21 protein-coding genes and 1 pseudogene are annotated in these 22,536 nt (G+C 66.5%); 12 read left to right on the top strand and 10 right to left on the bottom strand.

The window, feature by feature from the left end:
- Nucleotides 1-41: 41 nt before the first annotated feature.
- Nucleotides 42-1,325: a UDP-N-acetylglucosamine 1-carboxyvinyltransferase gene (gene murA / locus FHT02_RS12775; RefSeq protein ID WP_184088153.1), complete on the top strand. Its 1,284-nt coding sequence runs from the start codon at nucleotides 42-44 to the stop codon at nucleotides 1,323-1,325.
- Nucleotides 1,326-1,496: 171 nt separating this feature from the next.
- Here murA and FHT02_RS12770 read toward each other — a convergent pair whose 3' ends face one another.
- A complete protein-coding gene (locus tag FHT02_RS12770; RefSeq protein ID WP_184088151.1) occupies nucleotides 1,497-3,833 on the bottom strand; it encodes a GH92 family glycosyl hydrolase in 2,337 nt (778 codons plus the stop codon).
- Nucleotides 3,834-3,981: 148 nt separating this feature from the next.
- Here FHT02_RS12770 and FHT02_RS12765 point away from each other — a divergent pair, with 148 nt between their 5' ends.
- Nucleotides 3,982-4,878 carry an iron-containing redox enzyme family protein gene (locus FHT02_RS12765; RefSeq protein WP_184088149.1) on the top strand — a complete coding sequence of 299 codons (897 nt, stop codon included), beginning with the start codon at nucleotides 3,982-3,984 and terminating at the stop codon, nucleotides 4,876-4,878.
- A gap of 63 nt (nucleotides 4,879-4,941) precedes the next feature.
- On the opposite strand, the gene FHT02_RS12760 is transcribed toward FHT02_RS12765, so the two are convergent.
- From FHT02_RS12760 to lgt, 5 genes are all read right to left on the bottom strand, one after another.
- Complete coding sequence (locus tag FHT02_RS12760) at nucleotides 4,942-6,258, bottom strand: cystathionine gamma-synthase family protein (RefSeq protein ID WP_184088147.1); 1,317 nt, start codon at nucleotides 6,256-6,258, stop codon at nucleotides 4,942-4,944.
- 303 nt (nucleotides 6,259-6,561) lie between these two features.
- On the bottom strand, nucleotides 6,562-7,323 hold the full coding sequence (pgeF, locus tag FHT02_RS12755; RefSeq protein WP_343056940.1) for a peptidoglycan editing factor PgeF: 762 nt from the start codon (nucleotides 7,321-7,323) through the stop codon (nucleotides 6,562-6,564).
- Nucleotides 7,320-7,826, bottom strand: coding sequence for a GNAT family N-acetyltransferase (locus tag FHT02_RS12750; RefSeq protein WP_184088145.1), 507 nt, complete (start codon nucleotides 7,824-7,826; stop codon nucleotides 7,320-7,322). The genes pgeF and FHT02_RS12750 overlap by 4 nt, the downstream gene beginning before the upstream one ends.
- The gene (locus tag FHT02_RS12745) at nucleotides 7,823-8,887 is read right to left on the bottom strand and encodes a class I SAM-dependent methyltransferase (protein WP_184088143.1); all 1,065 of its coding nucleotides are present in this window, start codon (nucleotides 8,885-8,887) and stop codon (nucleotides 7,823-7,825) included. Before FHT02_RS12745 ends, FHT02_RS12750 begins: the two co-directional genes overlap by 4 nt.
- Before the next feature lie 14 nt (nucleotides 8,888-8,901).
- Nucleotides 8,902-9,786, bottom strand: a complete 885-nt coding sequence (gene lgt / locus FHT02_RS12740; protein ID WP_343056939.1) for a prolipoprotein diacylglyceryl transferase — start codon at nucleotides 9,784-9,786, stop codon at nucleotides 8,902-8,904.
- A 109-nt stretch (nucleotides 9,787-9,895) separates the two neighbouring features.
- On the opposite strand from lgt, the gene FHT02_RS12735 reads away from it, so the two are divergent.
- The 4 genes from FHT02_RS12735 (at nucleotide 9,896) to FHT02_RS12720 (ending at nucleotide 15,103) form a co-directional block, all read left to right on the top strand.
- The gene (locus FHT02_RS12735) at nucleotides 9,896-12,133 is read left to right on the top strand and encodes a xanthine dehydrogenase family protein molybdopterin-binding subunit (RefSeq protein WP_184088139.1); all 2,238 of its coding nucleotides are present in this window, start codon (nucleotides 9,896-9,898) and stop codon (nucleotides 12,131-12,133) included.
- The gene (gene hemH / locus FHT02_RS12730; RefSeq protein ID WP_184088137.1) at nucleotides 12,130-13,128 is read left to right on the top strand and encodes a ferrochelatase; all 999 of its coding nucleotides are present in this window, start codon (nucleotides 12,130-12,132) and stop codon (nucleotides 13,126-13,128) included. The genes FHT02_RS12735 and hemH overlap by 4 nt, the downstream gene beginning before the upstream one ends.
- A gap of 37 nt (nucleotides 13,129-13,165) precedes the next feature.
- Nucleotides 13,166-13,888, top strand: coding sequence for an acetoacetyl-CoA reductase (gene phbB, locus FHT02_RS12725; protein ID WP_184088135.1), 723 nt, complete (start codon nucleotides 13,166-13,168; stop codon nucleotides 13,886-13,888).
- Nucleotides 13,889-14,116: 228 nt separating this feature from the next.
- Nucleotides 14,117-15,103 (top strand): esterase-like activity of phytase family protein, encoded by a 987-nt coding sequence (locus FHT02_RS12720; protein ID WP_246352384.1) that lies wholly within the window; start codon nucleotides 14,117-14,119, stop codon nucleotides 15,101-15,103.
- 151 nt (nucleotides 15,104-15,254) lie between these two features.
- Here the strand turns inward: FHT02_RS12720 and rpmB are convergent, their stop codons facing one another.
- Entirely contained in the window at nucleotides 15,255-15,554 is a 300-nt protein-coding gene (rpmB, locus tag FHT02_RS12715) for a 50S ribosomal protein L28 (protein WP_184088131.1), read from the bottom strand.
- 201 nt (nucleotides 15,555-15,755) lie between these two features.
- On the opposite strand from rpmB, the gene FHT02_RS12710 reads away from it, so the two are divergent.
- The 3 genes from FHT02_RS12710 to FHT02_RS12700 are packed head-to-tail and all read left to right on the top strand — an operon-like array spanning nucleotide 15,756 to nucleotide 16,695.
- Complete coding sequence (locus FHT02_RS12710) at nucleotides 15,756-16,019, top strand: hypothetical protein (RefSeq protein ID WP_184088129.1); 264 nt, start codon at nucleotides 15,756-15,758, stop codon at nucleotides 16,017-16,019.
- Nucleotides 16,016-16,207, top strand: a complete 192-nt coding sequence (locus FHT02_RS12705; RefSeq protein ID WP_343056938.1) for a YqaE/Pmp3 family membrane protein — start codon at nucleotides 16,016-16,018, stop codon at nucleotides 16,205-16,207. Before FHT02_RS12710 ends, FHT02_RS12705 begins: the two co-directional genes overlap by 4 nt.
- 59 nt (nucleotides 16,208-16,266) lie before the next feature.
- A complete protein-coding gene (locus FHT02_RS12700; protein ID WP_184088127.1) occupies nucleotides 16,267-16,695 on the top strand; it encodes a nucleoside deaminase in 429 nt (142 codons plus the stop codon).
- A gap of 44 nt (nucleotides 16,696-16,739) precedes the next feature.
- Here the strand turns inward: FHT02_RS12700 and FHT02_RS12695 are convergent, their stop codons facing one another.
- On the bottom strand, nucleotides 16,740-17,390 hold the full coding sequence (locus FHT02_RS12695; RefSeq protein WP_184088125.1) for a YiaD family glycine zipper/OmpA-like lipoprotein: 651 nt from the start codon (nucleotides 17,388-17,390) through the stop codon (nucleotides 16,740-16,742).
- A gap of 156 nt (nucleotides 17,391-17,546) precedes the next feature.
- On the opposite strand from FHT02_RS12695, the gene FHT02_RS12690 reads away from it, so the two are divergent.
- A complete protein-coding gene (locus tag FHT02_RS12690) occupies nucleotides 17,547-18,845 on the top strand; it encodes a hemolysin family protein (RefSeq protein ID WP_184088123.1) in 1,299 nt (432 codons plus the stop codon).
- Between the two features lie 17 nt (nucleotides 18,846-18,862).
- Here the strand turns inward: FHT02_RS12690 and FHT02_RS12685 are convergent, their stop codons facing one another.
- Nucleotides 18,863-19,504: a hypothetical protein gene (locus FHT02_RS12685; protein WP_343056937.1), complete on the bottom strand. Its 642-nt coding sequence runs from the start codon at nucleotides 19,502-19,504 to the stop codon at nucleotides 18,863-18,865.
- A 179-nt stretch (nucleotides 19,505-19,683) separates the two neighbouring features.
- Between FHT02_RS12685 and FHT02_RS12680 the strand changes: the two genes are divergently transcribed.
- Nucleotides 19,684-20,268, top strand: coding sequence for a DUF4142 domain-containing protein (locus FHT02_RS12680; protein ID WP_184088121.1), 585 nt, complete (start codon nucleotides 19,684-19,686; stop codon nucleotides 20,266-20,268).
- Nucleotides 20,269-20,278: 10 nt separating this feature from the next.
- A complete protein-coding gene (locus FHT02_RS12675) occupies nucleotides 20,279-21,622 on the top strand; it encodes a L,D-transpeptidase scaffold domain-containing protein (RefSeq protein WP_184088119.1) in 1,344 nt (447 codons plus the stop codon).
- A 60-nt stretch (nucleotides 21,623-21,682) separates the two neighbouring features.
- On the opposite strand, the pseudogene FHT02_RS12670 reads toward FHT02_RS12675, so the two are convergent.
- Nucleotides 21,683-22,451: pseudogene (locus FHT02_RS12670) on the bottom strand (SDR family NAD(P)-dependent oxidoreductase).
- Between the last annotated feature and the right edge of the window lie 85 nt (nucleotides 22,452-22,536).

The raw sequence follows: 22,536 nt of genomic DNA, 5'->3' as shown, positions 1-22,536 counted from the left end.
CTGCCGCTTGCACCGCGCTCGGGAGCGAGTAGAAGCTCGGCATGGACCGAATTCTCATCCGCGGCGGCAACCGCCTTTCCGGCAAGATCACCATCTCCGGCGCGAAGAACGCTGCGCTCACGCTGATGCCCTGTGCCTTGCTGACCGATGAACCGCTGACACTGCGGAACCTGCCACGCCTTGCAGACGTGGACAGCTTCGGACATCTACTGAATGTCCTAGGTGCGTCGACGGCAATCGAAGGTACCCGGCCCAATGAATTCGGTCGCGTGATGACCGCGCGCGCGGGCAATCTCAGCTCCACCGTCGCCCCCTACGACATCGTCCGGAAAATGCGCGCTTCGATCCTGGTGCTCGGCCCGCTGGTAGGCCGCGCGGGCGTGGCGACAGTGTCGCTGCCTGGCGGCTGTGCGATCGGCAACCGCCCGATCGACCTGCACCTCAAGGCCCTGGAAGCAATCGGGGCCGAGATCGAACTGGCGGCCGGTTATGTGAAGGCGACGGCGCCGGGCGGGAGGTTGCGGGGTGGCGAGTATCGCTTCCCGGTGGTGTCGGTTGGCGCAACCGAGAATGTGCTGATGGCGGCGGTTACCGCCCGGGGCACCACGGTGCTCGACAACGCCGCGCGCGAGCCCGAGATCGTCGACCTGTGCAACCTGCTGGTCGCGATGGGCGCCTCGATCGACGGCATCGGCACCGAGCGGCTGGTGATCGAAGGACGTGAGCGGCTGCACGGCGCGACCTACAGCGTCATGCCCGACCGGATCGAGGCGGGCAGCTATGCTTGCGCTGCGGCGATCACCGGCGGCGACCTGGAACTGGTCGGGGCGGCGGCGGGCGACATGCGCGCGACGCTGGACGCCTTGGTCGAAGCCGGCATCACCGTCGAGGAGCGCGCCGATGCGATCCGCGTCGCCGCGCCGGACGGCATCCAGCCGCTGACGCTGTCGACCGCGCCGTTCCCAGGTTTCGCCACCGACATGCAGGCGCAGTTCATGGCGATGCTGTGCATGGCGCAGGGGACGAGCACCCTCACCGAGACGATCTTTGAAAACCGCTACATGCATGTGCCCGAACTGGCGCGCATGGGCGCCGACATCGCCGTCAATGGCCGCACCGCAGAAGTGCACGGCGTCAAGAAGCTGACCGGGGCTCAGGTCATGGCAACCGATCTGCGCGCGTCGATGAGCCTGATCCTGGCCGGCCTCGCCGCCGAGGGCGAAACGCAGGTCAACCGAGTCTATCACCTCGACCGTGGCTATGAAGGGCTCGAAGAGAAGCTTCAGCAGGTCGGCGCCGACATCGAGCGCGTAGGCGACGGCTAACGAAACAAACACCTTCCCCTCCCTGTAAGGGAGGGGATCAGAGGGGTGGGTACAGAAAAGGCCGAGGCTCGATGCCTCGGCCTTTTCTTTTGTCTCGCGCTGTTGGAGAGCGCTGCGCGCGCGCACCCCCAGCCCCTCCTTCCTCCCCCGGCAGGGAGGAAGCGCATTTGCTCAGCGTGCCGTACTCATCGAATAAGGCCGCGCCGCCTGACTGGTGCCCCAACTCTTGTTCGGGATCGCCTGCATGGTGAAGCGCAGTTCGCCGCCGGTCATTAGCTCCTCATGCCGCAGAAAGCTGCGCTCCAGCGGCTTTCCATTCAGCGTCACACGCCCGACATAGTGGTTCGCGTCGGACAGTCCGTCTGCCACGACAGTGAAGCGCCGGCCATTGGGCAGGTTCAGCGCCGCGCGTGAAACAAACGGTCGGCCGATCACATACTCGTTGGACCCCGGCGCGACGGGATAAAAGCCCAGCGACGTGAACACGAGCCAAGCCGACATCTGTCCAAGATCGTCATTGCCCGACAACCCGTCGGGCGTCGGCTTGTATTGGCTCTCAACGATCTGCTTCAGCCGCTCCTGCGTCCGCCAGGGCTGGCCGGCATAGCTGTACAGATACGCCACATGGTGGCTCGGTTCGTTGCCGTGGATATATTGGCCAATCAGTCCTGCAATGTCCTCGGCATGGCTGTAGTCGACTTTGGAATTGTCGAACTCGAACATCGCGTCGAGCTTCTTCACCGCCGCCGCGTCGCCGCCCAGAAGCTTGAACATCGCCGCCTGGTCCTGCGGCACGAACCAGGAATATTGCCAGGCATTTCCCTCGGTATAGTCGCTGCCATAGTTGATCGCGGTGGGATCGAACGGCACGCGGAAGCTGCCATCGGTCTTGCGTGCGCGCAGGAAGCCGGTTTTCGCGTCGAAGCTGTTGCGCCAATTGCCAGCACGCTTCTCGAACTCTGCCGCCACGTCGCTTTTGCCTAATGCGCGCGCCATCCGGGCAATGGTCCAGTCGTCATAGGCATATTCGACCGTCTTCGACGCCGCCTCGGGCTCGCGGTCGATCGGTACGTAGCCAAGCTTCATATAGTCGCCCAGACCGCCATAAGGCGCGTAGCGCGCGCTGGCGGTCATCGCGTCGAGCGCCTTGGCGGGATCGAAGCCGCGCACGCCCTTCAGATACGCGTCGGCGATCACCGGCACCGCGTGATAGCCGATCATCGTCCAGGTCTCGCGCCCCTGGAACTGCCACACCGGCAGGATACCGAACGGGCTCGCCTGCTGGCTTGCGATCAGCGAGTTGACGAAGTCGGCGTTGCGCTGCTCGGGCTGGACCAGCAGCAGCAGCGGGTGCTCGGCGCGGAACGTGTCCCACAGCGAAAAGGTGGAATGAAAGGTGAAGCCCTTCGCCTGGTGCACCTGATCGTCCGGGCCGCGATAGCGTCCGTCCGCGTCCGACAGCACGCTCGGTGCGACGAGGGTGTGGTAGAGCGCCGAGTAGAAGGTCTTGCGCATCGGCGCGGGGGCGTCGACCTCAACGGCGCCAAGTGCCTGTTCCCAGGCCTTGCGCGTCGTGGTGCGGACCGTGTCGAACCCGCCGACTTCGCTGTCCAGATTGGCGACCGCGCCGTCCTCGTCGACGCTGGAGATCGCCACCTTCACTTCGAGCGGCCGGTCGAGCACGCCGAAGTCGAGCCGGGCGACAAGCGCAGTGCCGTGGAGTTGGGCGGCATCGTCGGCGCCCCGGCTGGGTCCCTGAAAGCCCTTATACGGCACCTGTTCTTCGCGATTCAGAAAGGCGTGGCCGGTCAGCGGAGCGGAAGGGCGGATCGCGAAGTAGAGCTTGCGCCCCGGTGCCCAGCCGCGCGTCTCGCGCATGCCGGTGATCGTGCCGTCGGGGCGCAGCCTTACGGTCGACCACAGGATTTTCCCGGGATAATTGTACAGCGAACTGCGCAGGTCGAGCAGCAGGTGCGCCGCCTTGCCCGCCGGAAAGGCGTAGCGCTGGACGCCCACCCGCGTGCCGGCGGTCATCTCCGCCCGCACGCCGCTATCCGCCAGGGTGACGGCGTAATAGCCCGGCTGCGCGGTTTCGCTGGCATGGTCGAAGCGCGAGCGATAGCCCGACCCCGGCTGCTTGGCGTCGCCCGGCTCTAGCACCACCGTGTCGCCAGCGACCGGCATCATCAGGAAGTCGCCCAGGTCCGAATGCCCCGCACCCGAAAAGTGCGTCATCGAAAACCCCTGGATCGTCGGATCGTCATAGCGATACCCCGCGGCGTGCCCGTAGCATTCGCGGATCAGGCAGCCGGTGTCGGTGTCGGGGCTGAGTTGCACCATGCCAAAGGGGGCGACGGCGCCGGGAAAGGTGTGCCCCTCGCCGCCCGTGCCGACGAACGGATCCGCCGCTGCATAAGGCGTGCCCCCGGTCTCCTGCGCAGCCAAGGGCGTGGTGGCGAAGGCGAGGGCGGCGAGCGCCGTGGCGGCGCAGCGGAACTGGTGGCTCATGCGTACGTTAGAGCATGACGGCGACTCTGTTCCAAGCGTGTCATATTGCGCTTGCGTTACAGGTACTTGGTTCATGCTGCTTCCTTGGCCCCCGGAACCAACCGCGCCTTCTGCCGGTTCTGACCGTTAGCAGGAGAGAGACTTCACCATGGCTACACGTATTCGCGATCTCCGAGACGCATCGGGTTCGCAGTTCCTGACCGACAGTTTTCAACGCGGGCTCGCCCATTGGAATCGCGAGCGGCTCGAGCCCGGCTTCCCGAGCGACGACTGGCAGCGCACGTTCGATCGCGACCTGCGCATGCAGCGGCTGGAAGGCGCGTTCCTTGAGGAACTGCGCGCCGAAGTCGCCGACGAAGCCGCTGCCGCCCCGACCGACGTCGAAGGGTTCATCGCTTGGTTCGAGGATCTGAAGCAGGTCGGCCCCGGTCAAGGCGACCCGCTCTTCCCCTGGCTGGCGGAGACAGCAGACAAGGAAGAACTGCGCTGGTTCTTTGAACAGGAAGCAGCAGGCGAGGCAGGCTTTGACGATCTCGTGGCGATGACGCAGGTCAAGCTGCCCACCCGCCCCAAGCTCGAGCTCGCCCGCAACTATTGGGACGAGATGGGCCACGGCACCGAAAAGGGCATGCACGGCCCGATGCTCGACGCGCTGGTCGACACGCTCCAGGTCGAGCCGGTGATCGAGAACACCGTGTGGGAAAGCCTGTCGCTTGCCAATGCAATGACGGCGATGGCGACCAACCGCCGCTATGCGTGGCATTCGGTCGGCGCACTCGGCGTGATCGAGCTCACTGCCCCGATCCGCGCGGACCTCGTTGCTAAGGGTCTCAAGCGCGTCGGCCTGACGCCGAAGGAGGCGCGCTACTTCACCCTTCACGCCGTGCTCGACGTCAAGCACAGTGAGGACTGGAACCGCGAAGCCATCCGCCCCGCAGTGGAGGAAGACCCCCGCCGCGCCACCGCCATGGCCGAAGGCGCGCTGATCCGCCTGAAGTGCGGCGAGCGCTGTTTCGAGGCGTACCGCGCTCACCTTTGGGGCTGAACGCTCGCTTCAGCGCTGAACAAAACACCCCGTAGCTTGCCGCTCCGGGGTGTTTTTCCATCTTCAAACCGCCTTCAGTGCCTCCTCGAAGTCGGCGATCAGGTCGTCGGCATCCTCTACGCCGATCGAGATGCGCACGAGGTTGTCGGTGATCCCCAGCGCCTGCTTGCGCGCTTCGGGCACCGACAGGTGCGTCATCCCCGCCGGGTGGCTCGCCAGCGTTTCGGTGCCGCCCAGCGACACGGCGAGCTTGGCGATCTTGAGAGCGTCCAAGAACGCGAAGGCCTCGGCCTCGCCACCCTTCAAATAGAGCGAGAAGGTCGATCCCGCGCCGGTGCAGTGCCGGCGATAGATATCGGCCTGGCGCGCATCGTCGCCGCGCTCCAGGAAGCCTAGATAGCCGACCTTCTCGACCTTCTCATGCCCGGCCAGGAACTCGCACACCTTGGCGGCATTCTCGCCCGCCCGGCTCATCCGAAGCTCCAGCGTTTCCAGGCTGCGCAGCAGCATCCAGGCGGTGTTGGGATCGCAGATCGTGCCGATCGTGTTGCGCATCGAACGAATCGTGTTGATGTGCTCCTTCGATCCCAGCACGCCGCCTGCGACCAGGTCCGAATGCCCGCCGGCATATTTGGTCAGCGAGTACACGACGATGTCGGCGCCCTGGTCGAGCGGCTTGGCCCAGAGTGGACCCAGAAACGTGTTGTCGATCGCGATCGGCGGCTTGTTGGCGCCGGTGAAGATCGCGTCGCGGCTGGCCGCCACGGCTTCGACGTCGACCAGCGCGTTGGTCGGGTTTGCCGGGCTTTCCAGATAGATCAGCGCGACATTGCCGCTCGCCGCCTTGCCCAGCACCGCGTCTATCTCCTCGCGGGTGGCGCCTGCCGGGAAGTCGAGCCAGTGGATGCCGAAGCGGCCCAGGATGCGCGCGATCAGCGTCTCGGTCGCCGCATAAAGCGGCCCGGAATGGACGATCGTGTCACCGGGCTTGACCATCGACAGGAACAGCGTCGCAATGGCCGACATGCCGCTGGAAAAGGCCAGCGCGTCCTCGGCCTCTTCCCACAGCGCCAGGCGGTCCTCCAGGATCTCCTGGTTCGGTCCATTGAAGCGCGAATAGACCAGCCCCTCGGCGCCGCCCGGGCGCTTGCCGGTTACGCCCTCGAAGTGGCGCTTGCCCGCCGCGGCATTGGGGAACACGAAGGTCGAGGTAAGGAAGATCGGCGGCTTAAGCGATCCCTCGGAAAGTACGGGATCATAGCCATGCCCCATCATCAGCGTCGATGGCTTCAACTTGCGTCCGCCGACGTGCTCGACATTGGCCTTGGGCCGGCGCCGGGGGGTGCCGCCGGTCAGGTCGGCTTCGGTTTCGTCGGTCATGATGCTCTCCGCTATTCTGGATCGTGACAAGTGTAACGATCACCGACGCGGTTTCTACCCACCTGATCTCGGATCAGCGGGGCACGGTGTCGTGCGCAGGTTCAAATCCTCCCCTGCTAGGGGGAGGGGGCGCGCATAGCGCGACGGAGGGGTGTCCTCGGTTCGGCTGAAGCCGGACGCGCAAGCGGGGATGCCCCCATCAGCCCTGCGGGCTGCCACCGCTCCGCCGGGAGAGGATTTCAGTGCTTCCTCGGTTCCCCGGCCCTCGCCGGGAAACTTGGATGTGCGGCAGCTTCTTAAGCCTCAGCCCAGTCCGATGATCGAAATCTGGCGGCCATAATCCGGCTCGCCCCGATGCGTCGCGCGGCGGTAGCTGAAGAAGCGGTCGGCATCGCCATAGGTGTCGAGCCCCAGCATCTCGACCGTCTTGACCCCCGCCGCTGCCAGGCGGTGGGCGACATAGGCTTCCAGATCGAACCGAAAGTGCCCGGGCTTGCCGTCGGCGAAGAAGCGTTCGTTCTCCGGCTCGGCGTCGGCAAAGCGTCGGAAAAAGCTTTCGTCCACTTCATAGCTCGCTCGGGCGATGCAGGGGCCGATCGCCGCCGCCACGCGTTCACGCCGCGCGCCCAGCGCTTCCATCGCGGCCAGCGTCGAATCGGTCACCCCGCCGATCGCGCCCTTCCACCCGGCATGCGCCGCGCCGATCACGCCGGCCTGCCTGTCGGCGAACAGCACCGGCGCGCAATCGGCGGTGAGGATGCCCAGCGCGAGGCCTGGCCGATTGGTCACCAGCGAGTCGGCGCGGGGCCGCAGCCGCTCTTCAAAGGGGCTGAGCACCGTCACGGCGTCCGCCGAATGCACCTGGTACAGCGTCACCAGCGTCGAACCCGGCAGCACCGCGTCCCGTGCGCGCCGGCGATTCTCCTCGACCACCGCCGGATCGTCCTGCGACCCTGTCCCGACGTTCAGCCCGGCGTGCACGCCCTCCGAAACACCGCCACGCCGCCCGAGAAAACCATGCGCCACGCCGTCCAGCGCCCGTGCGCGGATCACCTTGACGTTCACAGCGTCAGGCTCATGAGGCGGTCGTCATCGATATGGTTGCCGACGCGAAACTCGTAACGGCCGATTTCTACGAAGCCGTGCCGTTCGTAGAAGCGCCGTGCGCGATGATTGTCGACGTACACGCTCAGCACCAGCCGCGCTCCGCCTTGCGTCCGCGCCTTGCCGATCGCCCAGTCCATCAGCGCCTGCGCCGCGCCGGTGCCTTGGCCGCGTTCGAGAAGATACAGCTGGCGCAGTTCGATCGTCGGCGGGCCGGGCTCGACCGGCAGCGACACCGGCCCGATTTTGCAAAAGCCGATGGCCCCGGCTTCGTCCTCGGCCAGCCGGGCGGCCATCCCTGGCCTCGCCAGCTCCGCCGCCCACGCCTCGGGCGTGAACCCGCCCAGAAAAGCTGCCAGATCGTCCGGCTTGTAGAGGCTTCCAAAGGTTGCGACGAAACTCGTGCGGAAAATCGCGTCGATCGCGGGCAGATCGGCCGCGCTGGCATCGCGGTACCGGATCATGCGAACCCCGCCGGCACCGGCCAGCCCGGCGCGGTCAGCGCCATGACCTTGAACAAGTCGCCCATCGCTTCGTCGCCGATCAGCCTGTCGCGGTCCGCCGCCAGTTGCTCGGCACGCTCCGGCGCGGCCCGCGACAAAGCCTCGGTCCGTGCTTCGATGCCCAGCGCCTTTAGGAACGCGCCCTGCGTCACCGCGCCATGGACCACCATCCCCTCGGCCTCCGCGGCTTCCTTCAACGTGCCGAAATCGACATGCGCGGTCAGGTCGGCTTCGCCTGGCGCGTCGAAGGGATTGGCATATTGATGGCCGCGAACGGCCTGCAACGTGTCGCCGATCGCCGGCCCTTCATAGCCATAGTCGATGATCAGCGCCGCGCCGCCCTGCTTCTCCAGCCGCGCCGCCAGCCCGCGCAGTATCGCGACGCTGGCCGGTGAGGTCTCCAGGATCGAGCCGGCTGCCGCCTCGCGCAGGGGTTTCGGAATGATCATGTCGAAGCTGCGGTCGCCCGCGATCGGCAGGAACAGCGTGTCCTGGCACGCCACCAGCCGCTCGCGCCAGCCATCGGCGGTCGCCACCAGCTGGCGGATCGGCAGTGCGTCGAAGAACTCGTTGGCGACGACCAGCAGCGGCGCGTCCTCGGGCACGCCGAGCAGATCGAGATGCCATTCGGCGCCGGGCACGCGCTCCGCCTGGGCGGTGCGCAGCGTCGGGCTGTTCTCGATAAGGTGCACCGGCGGCTGCATGCCGGCCTTGCCCAGCACCCGCAGCGCGTCGGCGGCCAGCGTGCCGCGGCCGGGGCCGAACTCGACATAGCGGTGGCTCTGCGCCCCGGCGCGTGCGGCAAGGTCCGCCAGCCACGCACCGATCAGCTCGCCGAACATCTGGCTGATCTCGGGCGCGGTGGTGAAGTCGCCGCGTGCGCCCAGCGGATCGCGCGTGCCGTAATAATGCGCGTTCGCGGCGCCCATGAACTGCGACAGCGGGATCGGCCCGCCCAGCGTGATCGCGCGGGCAAGGCGTTCGGGCAGCAGCGGCTCGGGCGCGGCGGTTGAGTCGATCATCGGCTCGGCTCGGCTCAGGCCACGCTCTCCGATCCCGCGATCGGCTCCACGCGTTGGCGCCGGCGCTTGGACGTACCGATCAGGTACACCCCGCCTGCGATCATGGGCAAGCACAGCCACTGGCCCATGTGCAGCCCGGTCTGCTCCACCAGCCACACCAGCTGCCGGTCGGGCTCACGGAAGAATTCGACGAAGAAGCGGCACAGCCCATAGCCCAGCAAGAAGATGCCGGTGAGCTTGCCCGGCTGGTAGCGCGAATCGCTGCGCCAGAAGAAGAACCACAGCACCACGAACAGCAGGATGCCCTCCAACCCGGCTTCGTACAGCTGGCTAGGGTGCCGCGCGGGCTCGATCATGCCCGGCTCCACCGTGTTGCGGAACACGATTGCCCAGGGGAGGTCGGCGGGTTTGCCCCAAAGCTCACCGTTTACGAAATTTGCGAGCCGGCCGAAGAACAGCCCGAACGGCACGCAGCACGCGACATAATCATGCACGCGAAGCCAGTTGAGCCCGTGCCGGCGCGCCAGCAGGATGATCGCGATGGTGGTACCGATCACCCCGCCATGGAACGACATGCCGCCGTCCCATAGCTTCAGCACCTGGATCGGGCGCGTCAGCATGTCGGGGGCGTAGAACAGTACATAGCCCAGCCGCCCGCCCAGGATGATGCCCAGCGTCGCATAGAATACCAGGTCGTCGGCATGGCGCCGCGCCATTGGCGCGCCCGGCTGATCGAGCAGCTTGAGCAGGTACCACCAGCCGATCAGGATGCCGGCGATGTACGCCAGCGAATACCATTTGATCGTGAAGAAGCCGAGCGACAGCGCGACCGGGTCGAGCCCCAGGTCCTGAAAGCGGATATGGCTGCCGGCAGCGGCGGCGAGTAAGGTCGAAAGCACGATCGTCGGTTCCCCGGCTATGGGTGTCGCGCACCGATAGAACAGCCGCGTGGCAAACCCAAGGCCGAAGCGCTGGCCAGCGCATGGCGAGCGCGATAGAGCGTGCTGCATGGCTCCAGACCATGGCACCTCGGGGAGGATCGACCGCCGCACGCTGCTGATCGGCGGCGGGTTGGGGGCAGGGCTGTTGGTCGCCTGGGCGGCATGGCCACGCACCTATCTTCCGAACCTGACCGCGGCGCAGGGGGAGACGCTGTTCGGCGCCTGGATCAAGATCGGTACCGACGGGCATGTCACCGTCGCCGTGCCGCAGCTGGAAGAAGGGCAGGGCGTCTATACCGCGCTCCCTCAGATCGTTGCCGACGAGCTGGGCGCCGAATGGAAGATGGTCGGGGTCGAGCCCGCGCCGCTCAATCCGCTCTATGCCAACCCGCTTGCCGCCGAGACCTTGTTCGAAGCCGCGTTCGCGCGCGTGCCGGCGTCGCTCCGCCGCAGCTACGCGACGCGCAACGCGCTGGTGCTGACCGGCGCCTCGACGTCGATCCGCACCTTTGAGGATCAGCTGCGCCAGGCCGGTGCCGCCGCCCGCGTGCTGTTGCAAAAGGCTGCGGCGCGTCGATGGGGTGCCGACTGGCAGACGCTGACCACCAGCCGCAGTTTCGTGGTAAACGGCACGCAAAAGCTCGGTTTCGGCGCGCTTGCCGCCGATGCGGTGGGTGAAAGCCTGCCCGATCTGCTGCCGCTGCGGGTGGGTGAGGACCGGCTGACCGGCCGTGCGGTGCCCCGGCTCGACGTGCCGGCCAAGGTGGACGGCACTGCGCTTTTCGCCGCCGATATCCGCCTGCCCGACATGCTCCACGCCTCGATTCGGATGGGCCCGGCCGGCGACACTGCGCTGGTGAAGCTCGATCGCGCCGCCGCCGACCGCATTCCCGGCATGCGTGCGGTGGTCACGGCGGAGAATTGGGTGGCGGCGGCCGCGGATCATTGGTGGGCGGCCGACCGCGCGCTCGACGCGATGCGCCCGCGCTTCCGCGCCCCCGCGCAGGTGGTGAACACCGATTCGATCGAAGACGCGCTGTCCTCCGCCCTCGACGGTGCGGGCACCCGCATCGCCCAGGGCGGCGATCTTGCCGCCACCTTCCGCGGGGCCCGGCTGATCACTGCCGAATACCGCGTCGGCCTTGCCCTTCACGCCACGCTTGAGCCAATGACCTGCACCGCCCAGTGGAAGGACGGGCGGCTCAGGCTCTGGCTCCCGGCCCAGGCCCCCGTCCTCGCCCGCGCCGCTGCCGCGCATGAAATCGACGTCGACCAGAACGTCGTCACCGTGCACCCGACGCTTGCCGGAGGGTCGTTCGGCGCCAAGCTGGAAGTGGAGATCGCCCGCCAAGCCGCGCGGCTCGCCAAGGATCTGGGCCGCCCGGTTCAGCTGACCTGGCCGCGCGGTGAAGACTTCCGCCACGACCGCTACCGTCCCGCCGCCGCCGGCCGCATGGCCGCAAAGCTAGACGCGGCAAACCGCATCACCGGCTGGCTCGCCAAGATCGCCGCGCCGGAGACCAGCCGCGAACTCTCGGAGCGATTGCTCGAGGGACAGCTGCTCGCGGCCGCATCGCTCAAGCTTCATTCGGGCGACCCTGCCGCGGCCGCCGGCGCCGTGCCGCCCTACGCCATTCCCAATATCGCAGTGGACCATCACGTCGCCGCGATCGGCGTGCCGACCGGCTATTGGCGCTCGGGCGCGCATAGCTACACCTGCTTCTTCACCGAAAGCTTCCTTGATGAACTCGCGCACGTCGCGGGGCAGGAAGCGGTGTCGTTCCGCATGGGCATGCTCGGGCAGCAGCCCCGACTTGCGCGCTGCCTGCAAATGGCCGCGCAGCTCGGCGGATGGCAAGGCGGGCAGCCCGGCAGCGGCCAGGGAATTGCGTGCCACAGCTTCCGCGGCTCGCACATCGCGGTGATGGCCGAGGCGCACCTTGCCAGCGACCGCCGCGTGAAGGTCGACCGGCTGGTCGCGGCTGTCGACTGCGGCCGCGTGGTCAATCCCGATCTGGTCACGCAGCAGATCGAAGGTGGACTGATCTTCGGCGTGGCCGCAGCGACGGGCTGTTCGACGGGCTTCAGCGAGAATGTCGCTGATATCGGCGATTTTTCGGAACTCCGCCTGCCCACGCTCGCTGACGCGCCGGAGATCACCGTCGAGATCGTGCCCAGCGTCGAGAATGCCGGTGGGGTCAGCGAACTTGGCGTTCCTCCGGTGGCACCCGCAATCGCCAACGCCTTGCAAGCGGCTACCGGCGTGCGCTTCCGCCGCCTTCCTTTGCTTTCGGACGTAGAATGAACCACCCCGCCGATCACCCGCCCGTGCCGAGCCCGCGCATCGGCGTGCTCCTCGTCAACCTGGGTACTCCTGACGCCGCGGAGCCCCGCGCGGTGCGCCGCTATCTTGCCGAGTTCCTCTCCGACCGACGCGTCGTGGAAATCCCGCAGATCCTGTGGCAACCGATCCTGCGCGGCATCATCCTCACCACGCGTCCCAAGAAGTCCGCCCATGCCTATGCGCAGGTCTGGAGCGAGCAAGGCTCCCCGCTTGCTGCGATCACCCGCGAGCAGGCGGCCAAGCTGCAAGGCGCGTTCGGCGAGGGCGTGATCGTCGACTATGCGATGCGCTACGGCAATCCCGCCATTCAGGAACGATTGGCTGCGCTGAAGGCGAGCGGCTGCGAACGAATTCTGGTGGCGCCGCTCTATCCGCAATATTGCGCGGCGACGACGGCTACCGCGAACGACATGGCGTATGCCGGCCTAGCCAAGATGCGCTGGCAGCCGGCGCTACGGACCTTGCCGCCCTATCATGACGATCCCGCCTATATCGATGCGCTTGCCGGGTCGTTGAACGAATCGCTGTCACGGCTCGATTTCGTTCCAGACGCGATCCTCGCCAGCTTTCACGGCATGCCGGAGCGCACCCTGCGCCTTGGCGATCCCTATCACTGCCATTGCCGCAAAACAGGGCGGCTCCTTGCAGAAGCGCTTGGGCGCGAACTGCTGGTTACGTTCCAATCGCGCTTCGGCCGCGCGAAATGGCTTGAGCCCGCGACTGACGTGGTGCTCGCCGGATTGCCTGCCAAAGGCATCAAGCGTGTCGCTCTGGTCGCCCCGGGCTTTTCGGCCGACTGTGTGGAAACGCTTGAGGAACTGTCGATCCGCGGGCGCGAAACCTTCCTAGAGGCGGGCGGCACGGACTTCGCCTCGCTTCCCTGCTTGAACGCCAGCGAGCGCGGTATCGACATGCTGAAGATAATCTTGCGCCGCGAACTTGCCGGCTGGGTCTAGGGTGCCCTAGCGTCACATGATTGAGGGAGAGGAAGATATGGCACGGGTAGCGATCGTCACCGGCGGCACGCGCGGCATCGGCGAAGCGATCAGCCTGGCGCTGAAGGACCTCGGCGTCACGGTTGCCGCCAATTATGCCGGCAATGTCGAAAAGGCGCAGGCCTTCACCGAGCGGACCGGCATCCAGGCCTATCAATGGGACGTGGGCGATTTCGATGCGTGTGCGCAGGGCGTGGCGCGCGTCGCCGCGGAACTCGGACCGATCGACATCGTCGTCAACAATGCCGGGGTCACGCGCGACGGCACCATCCTCAAGATGGACCGCGAGATGTGGGAGGATGTGATCCGCATCAATCTTGGCGGCTGCTTCAACATGGCGCACGCGGCCTTCCCGGGCATGCGCGACCGGAAATGGGGCCGCATCGTTAATATTGGATCGATCAACGGTCAGGCAGGCCAATATGGCCAGGTGAACTATGCCGCCGCCAAATCGGGCATTCACGGCTTCACCAAGGCGCTGGCGCAAGAAGGTGCGCGGTTCGGCGTAACCGTGAACGCTATCGCGCCAGGCTATATCGACACCGACATGGTCGCCGCGGTGCCTGCCGATGTGCTGGACAAGATTGTCGCCAGGATTCCGGTCGGCCGCCTTGGGCAGGCGAGCGAAATCGCGCGTGGCGTGGCGTTCCTGTGTTCGGAAGAGGCAGGTTTCGTGACTGGATCGACATTGTCGATCAACGGCGGCCAGCACATGTACTGAGGTTCGCACGAGGACCTGCGGCTTACAGCGGTCCGCAACGGAAAAGGGGCCGGCTCCGATCGGAGCCGACCCCTGATCCCTCGATACGCTACGCGAGGGAAACTGTCCGATCGAACAATGCATGATGGTATGGGTTAGTTGCCTTGACCCATTGCTGAACAGCTTTGTTATCGCCCGTTCATCTTCAAAGCGCTGGCTCCGCACCAGCAAAGGGCTATGACCGCGCCGATGCGTGGCGTTCTTCCGCTCCTGGCCGTTGCCTTTCTGCTCACCCAGACGAGTTCCACGCCGAGCATTCGTCAGATCCTGGGCGATCGCCCGAACATCGCCGTGCAGCCCGTGCAACTCGATGCCCGCCATTCTGGCCACATACGGGTGGGGGCGCTTACCTGGCTCGGCGGGGTACGGCTGACGAGCCAGGACCCCGCGTTCGGCAGCTTTTCGGCCATGCTGCTCGACGGTGACCGATTCACTCTGCTGAGCGACTACGGCAACGTCGTGCGCTTTCGCATGGGGGCGGACTGGCGCCCACGCGAAATTCGCTTTGCCGATCTGCCTGGTGGTCCGGGCACCGGCTGGGAGAAGCATGACCGCGACGCGGAGTCGATGACTGTCGATCCGGCGAGTGGCCGCATCTGGGTCGGTTTCGAATGGGCGAACGCGATCTGGCGGTTCGACGGCGGATTCAGCCGCACCCAATCGCATGCCGAGCCCAAAGCGATGCGCGACTGGCCTACGGGCGGCGGGGCCGAGGCGATGCTGCGGCGGCGCGACGGCACTTTCCTCATCATCAGCGAGGATGCGCGGCCCAAGGACGACGAACATTTTCCTGCGCGGCGCGGCCTGCACTTCTCAGGCGACCCCACCGACAAGGATCGGCAGCCGATGCCCTTCCTGTACGTTCCGCCCGCGGGCTATGATCCGGTCGACATGGCCGAGCTGTCCGATGGGCGCGTGCTTGTGCTCAACCGGCGCTTCTCCATCCCCGATCTGTTTACCGCCAAGCTGACGCTGATCGATCCGCGCGGCCTAGGCGCTGGCCAGGTGCTGCGGGGACGCGAACTCGCGACGCTAGCGCCGCCGCTTCTGCACGACAATTACGAGGCACTAGCTGTCGGTCAGGAGGGCGCTGATACGATCGTCTGGATTGCATCGGACGATAACGGCGAAGTGTGGGAGCAGTCGCTGCTCCTGAAGTTCAAGCTGAGCCTGTAGCTGAACGCAGCCAAACGACGAAAGCCTCGGCCGCTGCTTTGAACGCCGAGGCATCACAAACGCCTACGCCCCCGCAGTGGCGAGGGCGCAAGATCCGACGCCATCTCGGCATCGGGCAAGGAAGGAAGGGCGCCGGCCGGCGCCCCGCCGCTCAGGCCGCTTCGGCGGTCTGGGTCGACGCCTTGCGCACTTCGCGCTTCAGGCGGCGTGCGCGCAGCGAGAGGTCCTCGTCGCGAGTCTTGAGCAGCCAGTTGTCCAGGCCACCGTTATGCTCGACCGAGCGCAGGCCGTGCGTCGACACGCGCAGGCGGATGCTGCGGCCCAGCGAATCGGAGATCAGCGTGACGTTCTGCAGGTTGGGCAGGAAGGTACGCTTGGTCTTGTTGTTGGCGTGGGAGACGTTGTGTCCCACCTGCCGGCCCTTGCCGGTCAGCTCGCAAATGCGCGACATCGCTTCAGATCCTGAGTTGCGGCCTAAGCCGGAAAGGCCGCGCCAGTACCGCCAAAGCAGTGGGGCGTCAACCGATTCTCCACGCGGGCATGCCGCCGGAGCACGTGATCGGGCGGTGAAATACAGGTACCAGGATGCGCAGGCAACCAGGGCAGGAGCCGTGCGTTAGTTACGCGACCGATTTCAAAGGGAACCCGAATCATGCGCTTGATCCTTGTGCTGCTGGGGCTGGCGGCCCTGGTCGTGGTGGGCTTGCTGGCCACCGGCATGATCAGCCTTGACGCCTATGGCGGCCGTCTTCCCACCATCTCCGCGGAAACCGGCAAGGTTGCGGTCGGCAGCAGCAACCGCACTGTCGAAGTGCCCACGGTTGAGATGCGCAACACGACCGTGTCGCTGCCGACGATTGAAGTGCAGCAGGCGCCGCCCGCCACTACCGCACCGACGCCGGTTCCCGCGCAGTGAGCGGCGCCACTCCCGCGCGAACCGCGGCAGCGGTGCTGTTGCCGCCGCTTGGCGTGTATCTGGCGCGAGGTGCGGGACGCGATTTCGCGGTAGCCTGCGCGCTCACGGTGCTTGGCTACCTTCCCGGCGTTGTGTTTGCACTGTGGAGCGTGTTTCGTGGGGAGGCGCCTCGCCCCGGCATTGCCTGAAGCGTGACGCGCGGCGGCAATCGCGATAGGCCGCGGCCATGTTTCCCTTGCCTGAACCAATGCGCTTGGCGCTCGCCGCCGCCGCCAATGCCGCTGCGGGCGGCGAGGTGCCGGTGGGCGCCGCGCTGGTACGAGGCGGCCAGGTGATCGCAGTAGCGGCAAATGCGCCGCGAAGGCTCCACGATCCGACCGCGCACGCGGAGATGCTTGCCATTCGGGAGGCTGCGCGCGTCCTCGGGCGCGATCGGCTCGAGGATTGCGATCTGTGGGTGACGCTGGAGCCGTGTGCGATGTGCGCCGGGGCGATCGCCCTGGCCCGGATCGCGCGGCTATATTGGGGCGCTGGCGATCCCAAGGGCGGCGCTGTGGAGCACGGGCCGCGCTTTTTCACCCAGCCGACCTGCCATCATCGTCCCGAACTTTATTCAGGCATCGGCGAAGGCGAGGCCGGCGAACTGTTGAAGGGCTTCTTCCAGGCGCGTCGTTAACGGCTGGGCATGCTTGTCCGGCCGCCAAAGGCACCTGGATCGGATCAGCCCAGATTACCCTGGGTCACCGGCACCAGCTTGATCTCGACGCGCCGATTCGCGGCTTTGCCGTCCTCGGTCTCGTTGCTTGCGATCGGCTGAGTTTCGCCAAAGCCGCGAGTGGCGAGGCGGGCCGTCTCTACGCCACGCCCAACCAGGTAATCGGCCACTGCCGTCGCACGCTGCTCCGACAGGCTGAGGTTATAGGCGTCGCTGCCCGTCGAATCGGTATGCCCGTACACATCGACATAGGTCTGGCGATACTCGCGCAGCACGTCGGCCACTTGATCCAGCGTCGGGCGGAACTGCGGCTGGACGCTCGCCTGATTGGTGGCGAAGGTGATGCCCGACGGCATGCTCAGCACCAGATCATCGCCCTGACGAATCACCTGCACGTCGGTGCCAGCTGTACGGCGGCGCAGTTCCTGCTCCTGTCGGTCCATATACGCGCCGATCCCGGCACCGGCGAGCGCGCCAATGCCGGCGCCCAGGATCTTCTCGGTACGGTCGCGGCGCCCGCCGACCAGATCGCCCAGCAAATAGCCGCCGACCGCGCCCACGCCGCCGCCGATCGCCGCACTCGACACCCGCCGCTCGCCGGTGACCGGATCGGTTACGCACGCTGAGGTAAGCGTCGCTGCCGCCAACCCTGCCATCAACCACGCCCTGCGCACTATCAATCTTCCTTCTTCTGTTCGGGTTTGCCCCAACCAACCCGCTGCTCGGGACGCTTGTTCCAGTGCCGCAATCAACAAGAGCGCGACAAGCGGTTGTGAACCCCCGGCTTGTGCCTGTATGGCGTGCGGCACATCATGTACGCTCCCTTCCCCTGGATCGACGTTGCGATCATCCTCGTGCTGATCGCCGTGAATGGCCTCTTTTCGATGTCGGAGCTGGCGATTGTTTCCGCTCGGCCCGCGCGATTGGAGGGGTTGGCACGCACCAGCCGCGGCGCTGCCACGGCGCTGCGGCTCGCCGCCGACCCGGGCAAGTTCCTATCCACCGTGCAGATCGGCATCACGCTGATCGGCATCGTCGCAGGCGCCTATTCCGGGTCGAGCCTAGGCACGCCGGTCGCGCAGCGGCTTCAGGGGCTGTTCGGGCTCGAGGCGGAGACGGCGCAGACCGCGGGCATCGCGCTGGTGATTGCCCTAACCACCTATGGCTCGCTGATCGTCGGCGAACTGGTGCCCAAGCAGTTCGCGCTCCGCTCGCCCGAGCCGATCGCTGCAACCATGGCGCTGCCGATGCTGTGGCTCAGCCGCGTCACTGCGCCGATTGTATGGCTGCTCGACCGATCCAGCGCGCTTGTTTTCCGCATGATCGGCCTCAAGCGTGAATCGGAGAACCGCGTAACCGCTGAGGAGCTTCACCTGCTCGTCGCCGAGGCGTCCAAGTCGGGCGTGATCGAGGAGCATGAACGCTCGATCATCTCTGGCGTGGTGCGCCTGGCCGACCGGCCGGTACGCGAAGTGATGACGCCGCGTACCGATGTTGACTGGCTCGACGTCGATCTCGATGCCGCGGGCATCCGCGAGGCGCTGTTGCAGACGCCGCATACCCGCCTTCCGGTGGCGGAAGGATCGATCGACTCTGTGATCGGCGTGGTTCAGGCGCGCGACATCGCCGCCGCGCTGTTTCGTGGCGAGGAACTCGATCTGCGCCGCTTGATGCGCGCGGCTCCGGTGCTGCCCGATCAGGTCGACGCCATGGATGCGCTCGGCGCACTTCGTAAAGCGGAGGTGCCCATGGGCCTCGTCCATGACGAATATGGCCATTTCGAAGGACTGGTAACGCCCGCAAACCTCCTGGCCGCGATCGCGGGCGAGTTCGCCTCGGATGCCGAGCCTGGCGAAAACCCCAACCTGATCGTTCGCGAAGACGGTTCGTTTCTGGTCTCGGGCCAGATGCCGGCCGACGCCCTCGCCGAGCGCATCGGCCTCGAACTCCCCGAAGACCGCGATTACGCCACGGTGGCCGGCCTAGCGCTCGCGGTTCTCAAGCACCTGCCAAATGAAGGCGAGACCTTCACCGAGCAGGGATGGATCTTCGAGATCGTCGACATGGACGGGCGCAAGATCGACAAGCTGCTGGTGCGCGAGGAGGACTGAGACGGTCCCGGCCGGCGTTATAGCCGGCCGAACTGCGCCTCATATCCGGCGGTGTCGCCGGCCGCCAGGAAGCGGGCCTGCTCGATCCAGCGGTCGCGCTGCAACCGTCCCTGAAAATCGCCAAGCTGCGCGTCCAGCGCCGCCGCTTCTTCCGGGGACATTGCCGCCAGCTGCGAAAAGCGCGTGATGCCTAGCGCGCGAAGCCGCTCGACCAGCTTGGGACCGACCCCCTTCATGCGGGTGAAATCGTCCGCTTCGTCGATGGGCGACGGCGCTGGGGCCGATGCAGCCACGCTGGCCGGCGCCGCGTCCATCGGTGCCGCCGCGGGGATTGGCTCGTCGGCGAGCGGTGCCGGCTCGCGTACGGGGTCTGCGGCGGGCGGACTCGCCGGCAGTTCGGCGTCGCCGAGCGGCGGCGGGGAGGGGGCTGCCGGCGGCGCGGCGGGCGTTGGTTTGCGCGTGTCGGCGTAATGGACGTCACCATGCGCTTCCAGTTCCGCGCGTCCCTGCTTGCGCCGGGTAGCCAGCCGGGCGCCCCACCACAGGATCAGCAGCGCCGCGATCACTCCGAGGCCGATCAGCACGAACGGCAGCGTGAGCCAGTCCTGCCCGGCATTCAGGATCGCCGCCGGCGTCGGCGAGGCCATCTGGTCGTTCACGCACACACTCCAACTCTGTCCAATTCCGTAGCGTCACAACTGCATAGCGCCGCAAAGGAGCCGCCGAACGCGGCAAATTCCTTGCGACGGCCCTTAGTCCAGGGCTGTCTTGAGCGGAACCACTGTCCTGTCGAGCGCGTATTCAGGCCGCGGGTGGGAACGCAGGGAGAATAGATCACATGAAAGCCCTTATGGTAGCGGCCGGTGCCGCAATGTTGCTGGCCGGCTGCACGTCGGCCACCGAAGCCGACGTGCCGGTAGCCGCCGCCGATCCGATGTCGCCGCTCAGCGCGCCGGGCTATATGGCCATGGCAGCCAGCAGCGACCTGTTCGAGATCGAGTCGAGCCGTCTCGCGCTTCAGCGCTCGCGCAACCCGCAGGTACGTCAGTTCGCGCAGATGATGATCGATCATCACACCCGCACTTCTGCCGACCTGATGGCGGTCGCGCGTCAGACCGGCATGAACCCGCCGCCGCCGCAGATGCTCCCGCCGCAGATGGATGCCATGGCGCGCCTTCAGTCAGCGGGCCCGATGGACTTTGACGCGGCCTATAAGCGTGAGCAGATCGCCGCCCACCAGCAGGCACTGATGCTGCATCAGAACTATGCTGCACAGGGTGACATGGAGCCGTTCCGCATGGCGGCGTCGCGTACCGTGCCGATCATCCAGAGCCATCTCGACCAGGCGCAGATGCTTCCCGACTATGCGCCCGCACCGGCTCCCATGCCTGCTCCCGCTGGTTCGGGCGAGCGGGGCCGTTAAAGATCCCGGCATGACCAACCCCAACTTCGCGCGCGCCCGGTTTCCCCGGGTGCGCGCACCATTGCTCGCCCTCGTGCTCGCCGTGGCGTTGCCGATGGCGCCTGCCGCCGCGCAGACATCGCCCGCGCTGATCGATGCGTTGGAGGGAGCCGACGCGTCGTCGCGCGAGATCCGCGCCTTTTACCGCGCCCGCGCCTTTGAGCCGCTCTGGATCCGCGACGACATGGTCGGGCCGGAGGCGGCCACGCTGCTGACCCTGATCGAGACCGCCGAGCTGGACGGCCTCGATCCCGACACCTATCGCCCGCGCACGATCGCCAAGTCGCTCGACCGCGCCATGGACGGCTCGCCGCGCGATTTGGCCAAGGCCGAGATGCTGTTGTCCCGCGCCTTTGTCGCGCTCGCCCGCGACATGCTGCGCCCGCGCGACATCGGCATGCTCTACAACGATGCCGAGCTTGCCCCGCGCCGCGTGGAAGCCGACGCGCTGCTCGCCCAGGCCGCCACTGCGCCCTCGCTGCGCCAGCATCTTGAGAGCATCGGCTGGATGAATCCGGTCTATGCACGGCTGCGCAACGCCGCCGCCGCCGAGTATAATGGTGACTCGCCCGAAGCGGACCTGCGCCTGGTCCGCCTAAACCTCGATCGCGCCCGGGCGCTACCCGCCAATCTCGGCAAACGCTACGTGCTCGTCGACGCCGCCGCTGCACGCTTGTGGATGTACGAAGACGGTCGCGTCGCCGGTACGATGAAAGTGGTGGTCGGCCGTCCCGATCAGCAGACTCCGATGATGGCCGCGCTGATTCGCTATGCCAGCGTGAACCCTTATTGGAACGTCCCGCCCGATCTGGTGGCAGAGCGGATTGCGCCCAATGTTCTTCAGGAAGGCGTGCCGTACCTGAAGGCCAAGGGCTACCAGGTGCTTTCCGACTGGTCGGACTATGCCAAGGTCGTTCCCGCCGACCAGGTCGACTGGAACGCGGCTGCCAGCAACGTCGTGCAGTTGCGCGTCCGCCAGCTGCCGGGGCCGGCAAATGCGATGGGCCGCGTCAAGTTCATGTTCCCCAACAAGCTGGGCATCTATCTTCACGACACACCGCAAAAGACGCTGTTGAAGGAAGAAGCCCGCATGTTCAGCGCCGGCTGCGTGCGGTTGGAAGATGCGCCGCGTCTCGCTCGCTGGTTGTTCGGCAAGCCCGTGCCGATGGGCACCGGCAAGCCCGAACGCCGCGTCGACCTAAGCGATCCGGTGCCGGTGTACATCACCTATCTGACCACCGGCGTTGAAGGCGGGCGGCTGGTCTTGCGCGACGACGTATACAACCGCGACGAGGTACAGCTCGCCAGCCGCTGACCCCGCCATGCATCAGAGGCGCGCGGGTGTGGGCAGGTGGCGGACGGAGCGGCGCAGCAGTCAACCCGGAGCCGCGGCGGAGCCGTCGAGCAGGCCGCCACCGATGTTGATCTCGGTTCCCGTGACGTAGGCCGCCTCGTCGGACGCAAGCGTGGCCGCCAGCGCGGCCACCTCATCGGGCAGTCCGAAGCGCCGCAGCGGCGTGTCGGCCACCAGCGCCTGCATCTGCCCCTCGCGTTCCGGGCCGGTGCCCAGCATCGGCTCCCACATCGGCGTGAGGATCGCCGCCGGGTGAATCGAGTTGCAGCGAATTTTCCACCCCTGCTGCGCGCATTAAAGCGCGACCGTTTTGCTGTGGTTGCGGATCGCCGCCTTGGACGACGCATAGGCGGCACAGCGCGGAATGCCGACCAGCTCCGAACGCGAGGATATGTTGATGATCGAGCCCGTTCCGCGCGCCTTCATCGCTCGGATTGTATAGCGGCAGCCGAGAAACGTGCCGTCCAGGTTGACGCGGTGCACCGTCCGCCAGTCGTCCAGGCTCGCATGTTCGGGATCATGCGCCACCATGCCGCCTTCGAAGCCAGTCACGCCGGCATTGTTGACCACCACATCGACGGCAGGAATGCGTTCAGCCAGGCGCTGCCAAGCGGCTTCGTCGGCGACGTCGAGTGGTTCGAAGCGGCATCCGATCTCGTCAGCTGCCCAGCGCTAGCCGTCTGATCAACGTCGGTCAGGATGACGATCCCGCCAAGCGCGCTGCAATAGCGTGGCCGATGCCACGCGCCGCGCCGGTAACGACGCACGTCTTGTTCTTCAGTCTTTGTATGATGTTCTCGAAGCCAGCGTCCAGGCGCACGGATGTGCGCCTCGGGGATTACCGTGCCGCTTCAGCGGTGGCGCTGGATCATGTC

This window comes from Sphingomonas xinjiangensis (genome assembly GCF_014199255.1).
Taxonomy (GTDB): Bacteria; Pseudomonadota; Alphaproteobacteria; order Sphingomonadales; family Sphingomonadaceae; genus Sphingomonas; species Sphingomonas xinjiangensis.
Note: the sequence above shows the minus strand (reverse complement) of the source record. Positions and strands in the feature narration are given on the sequence as shown.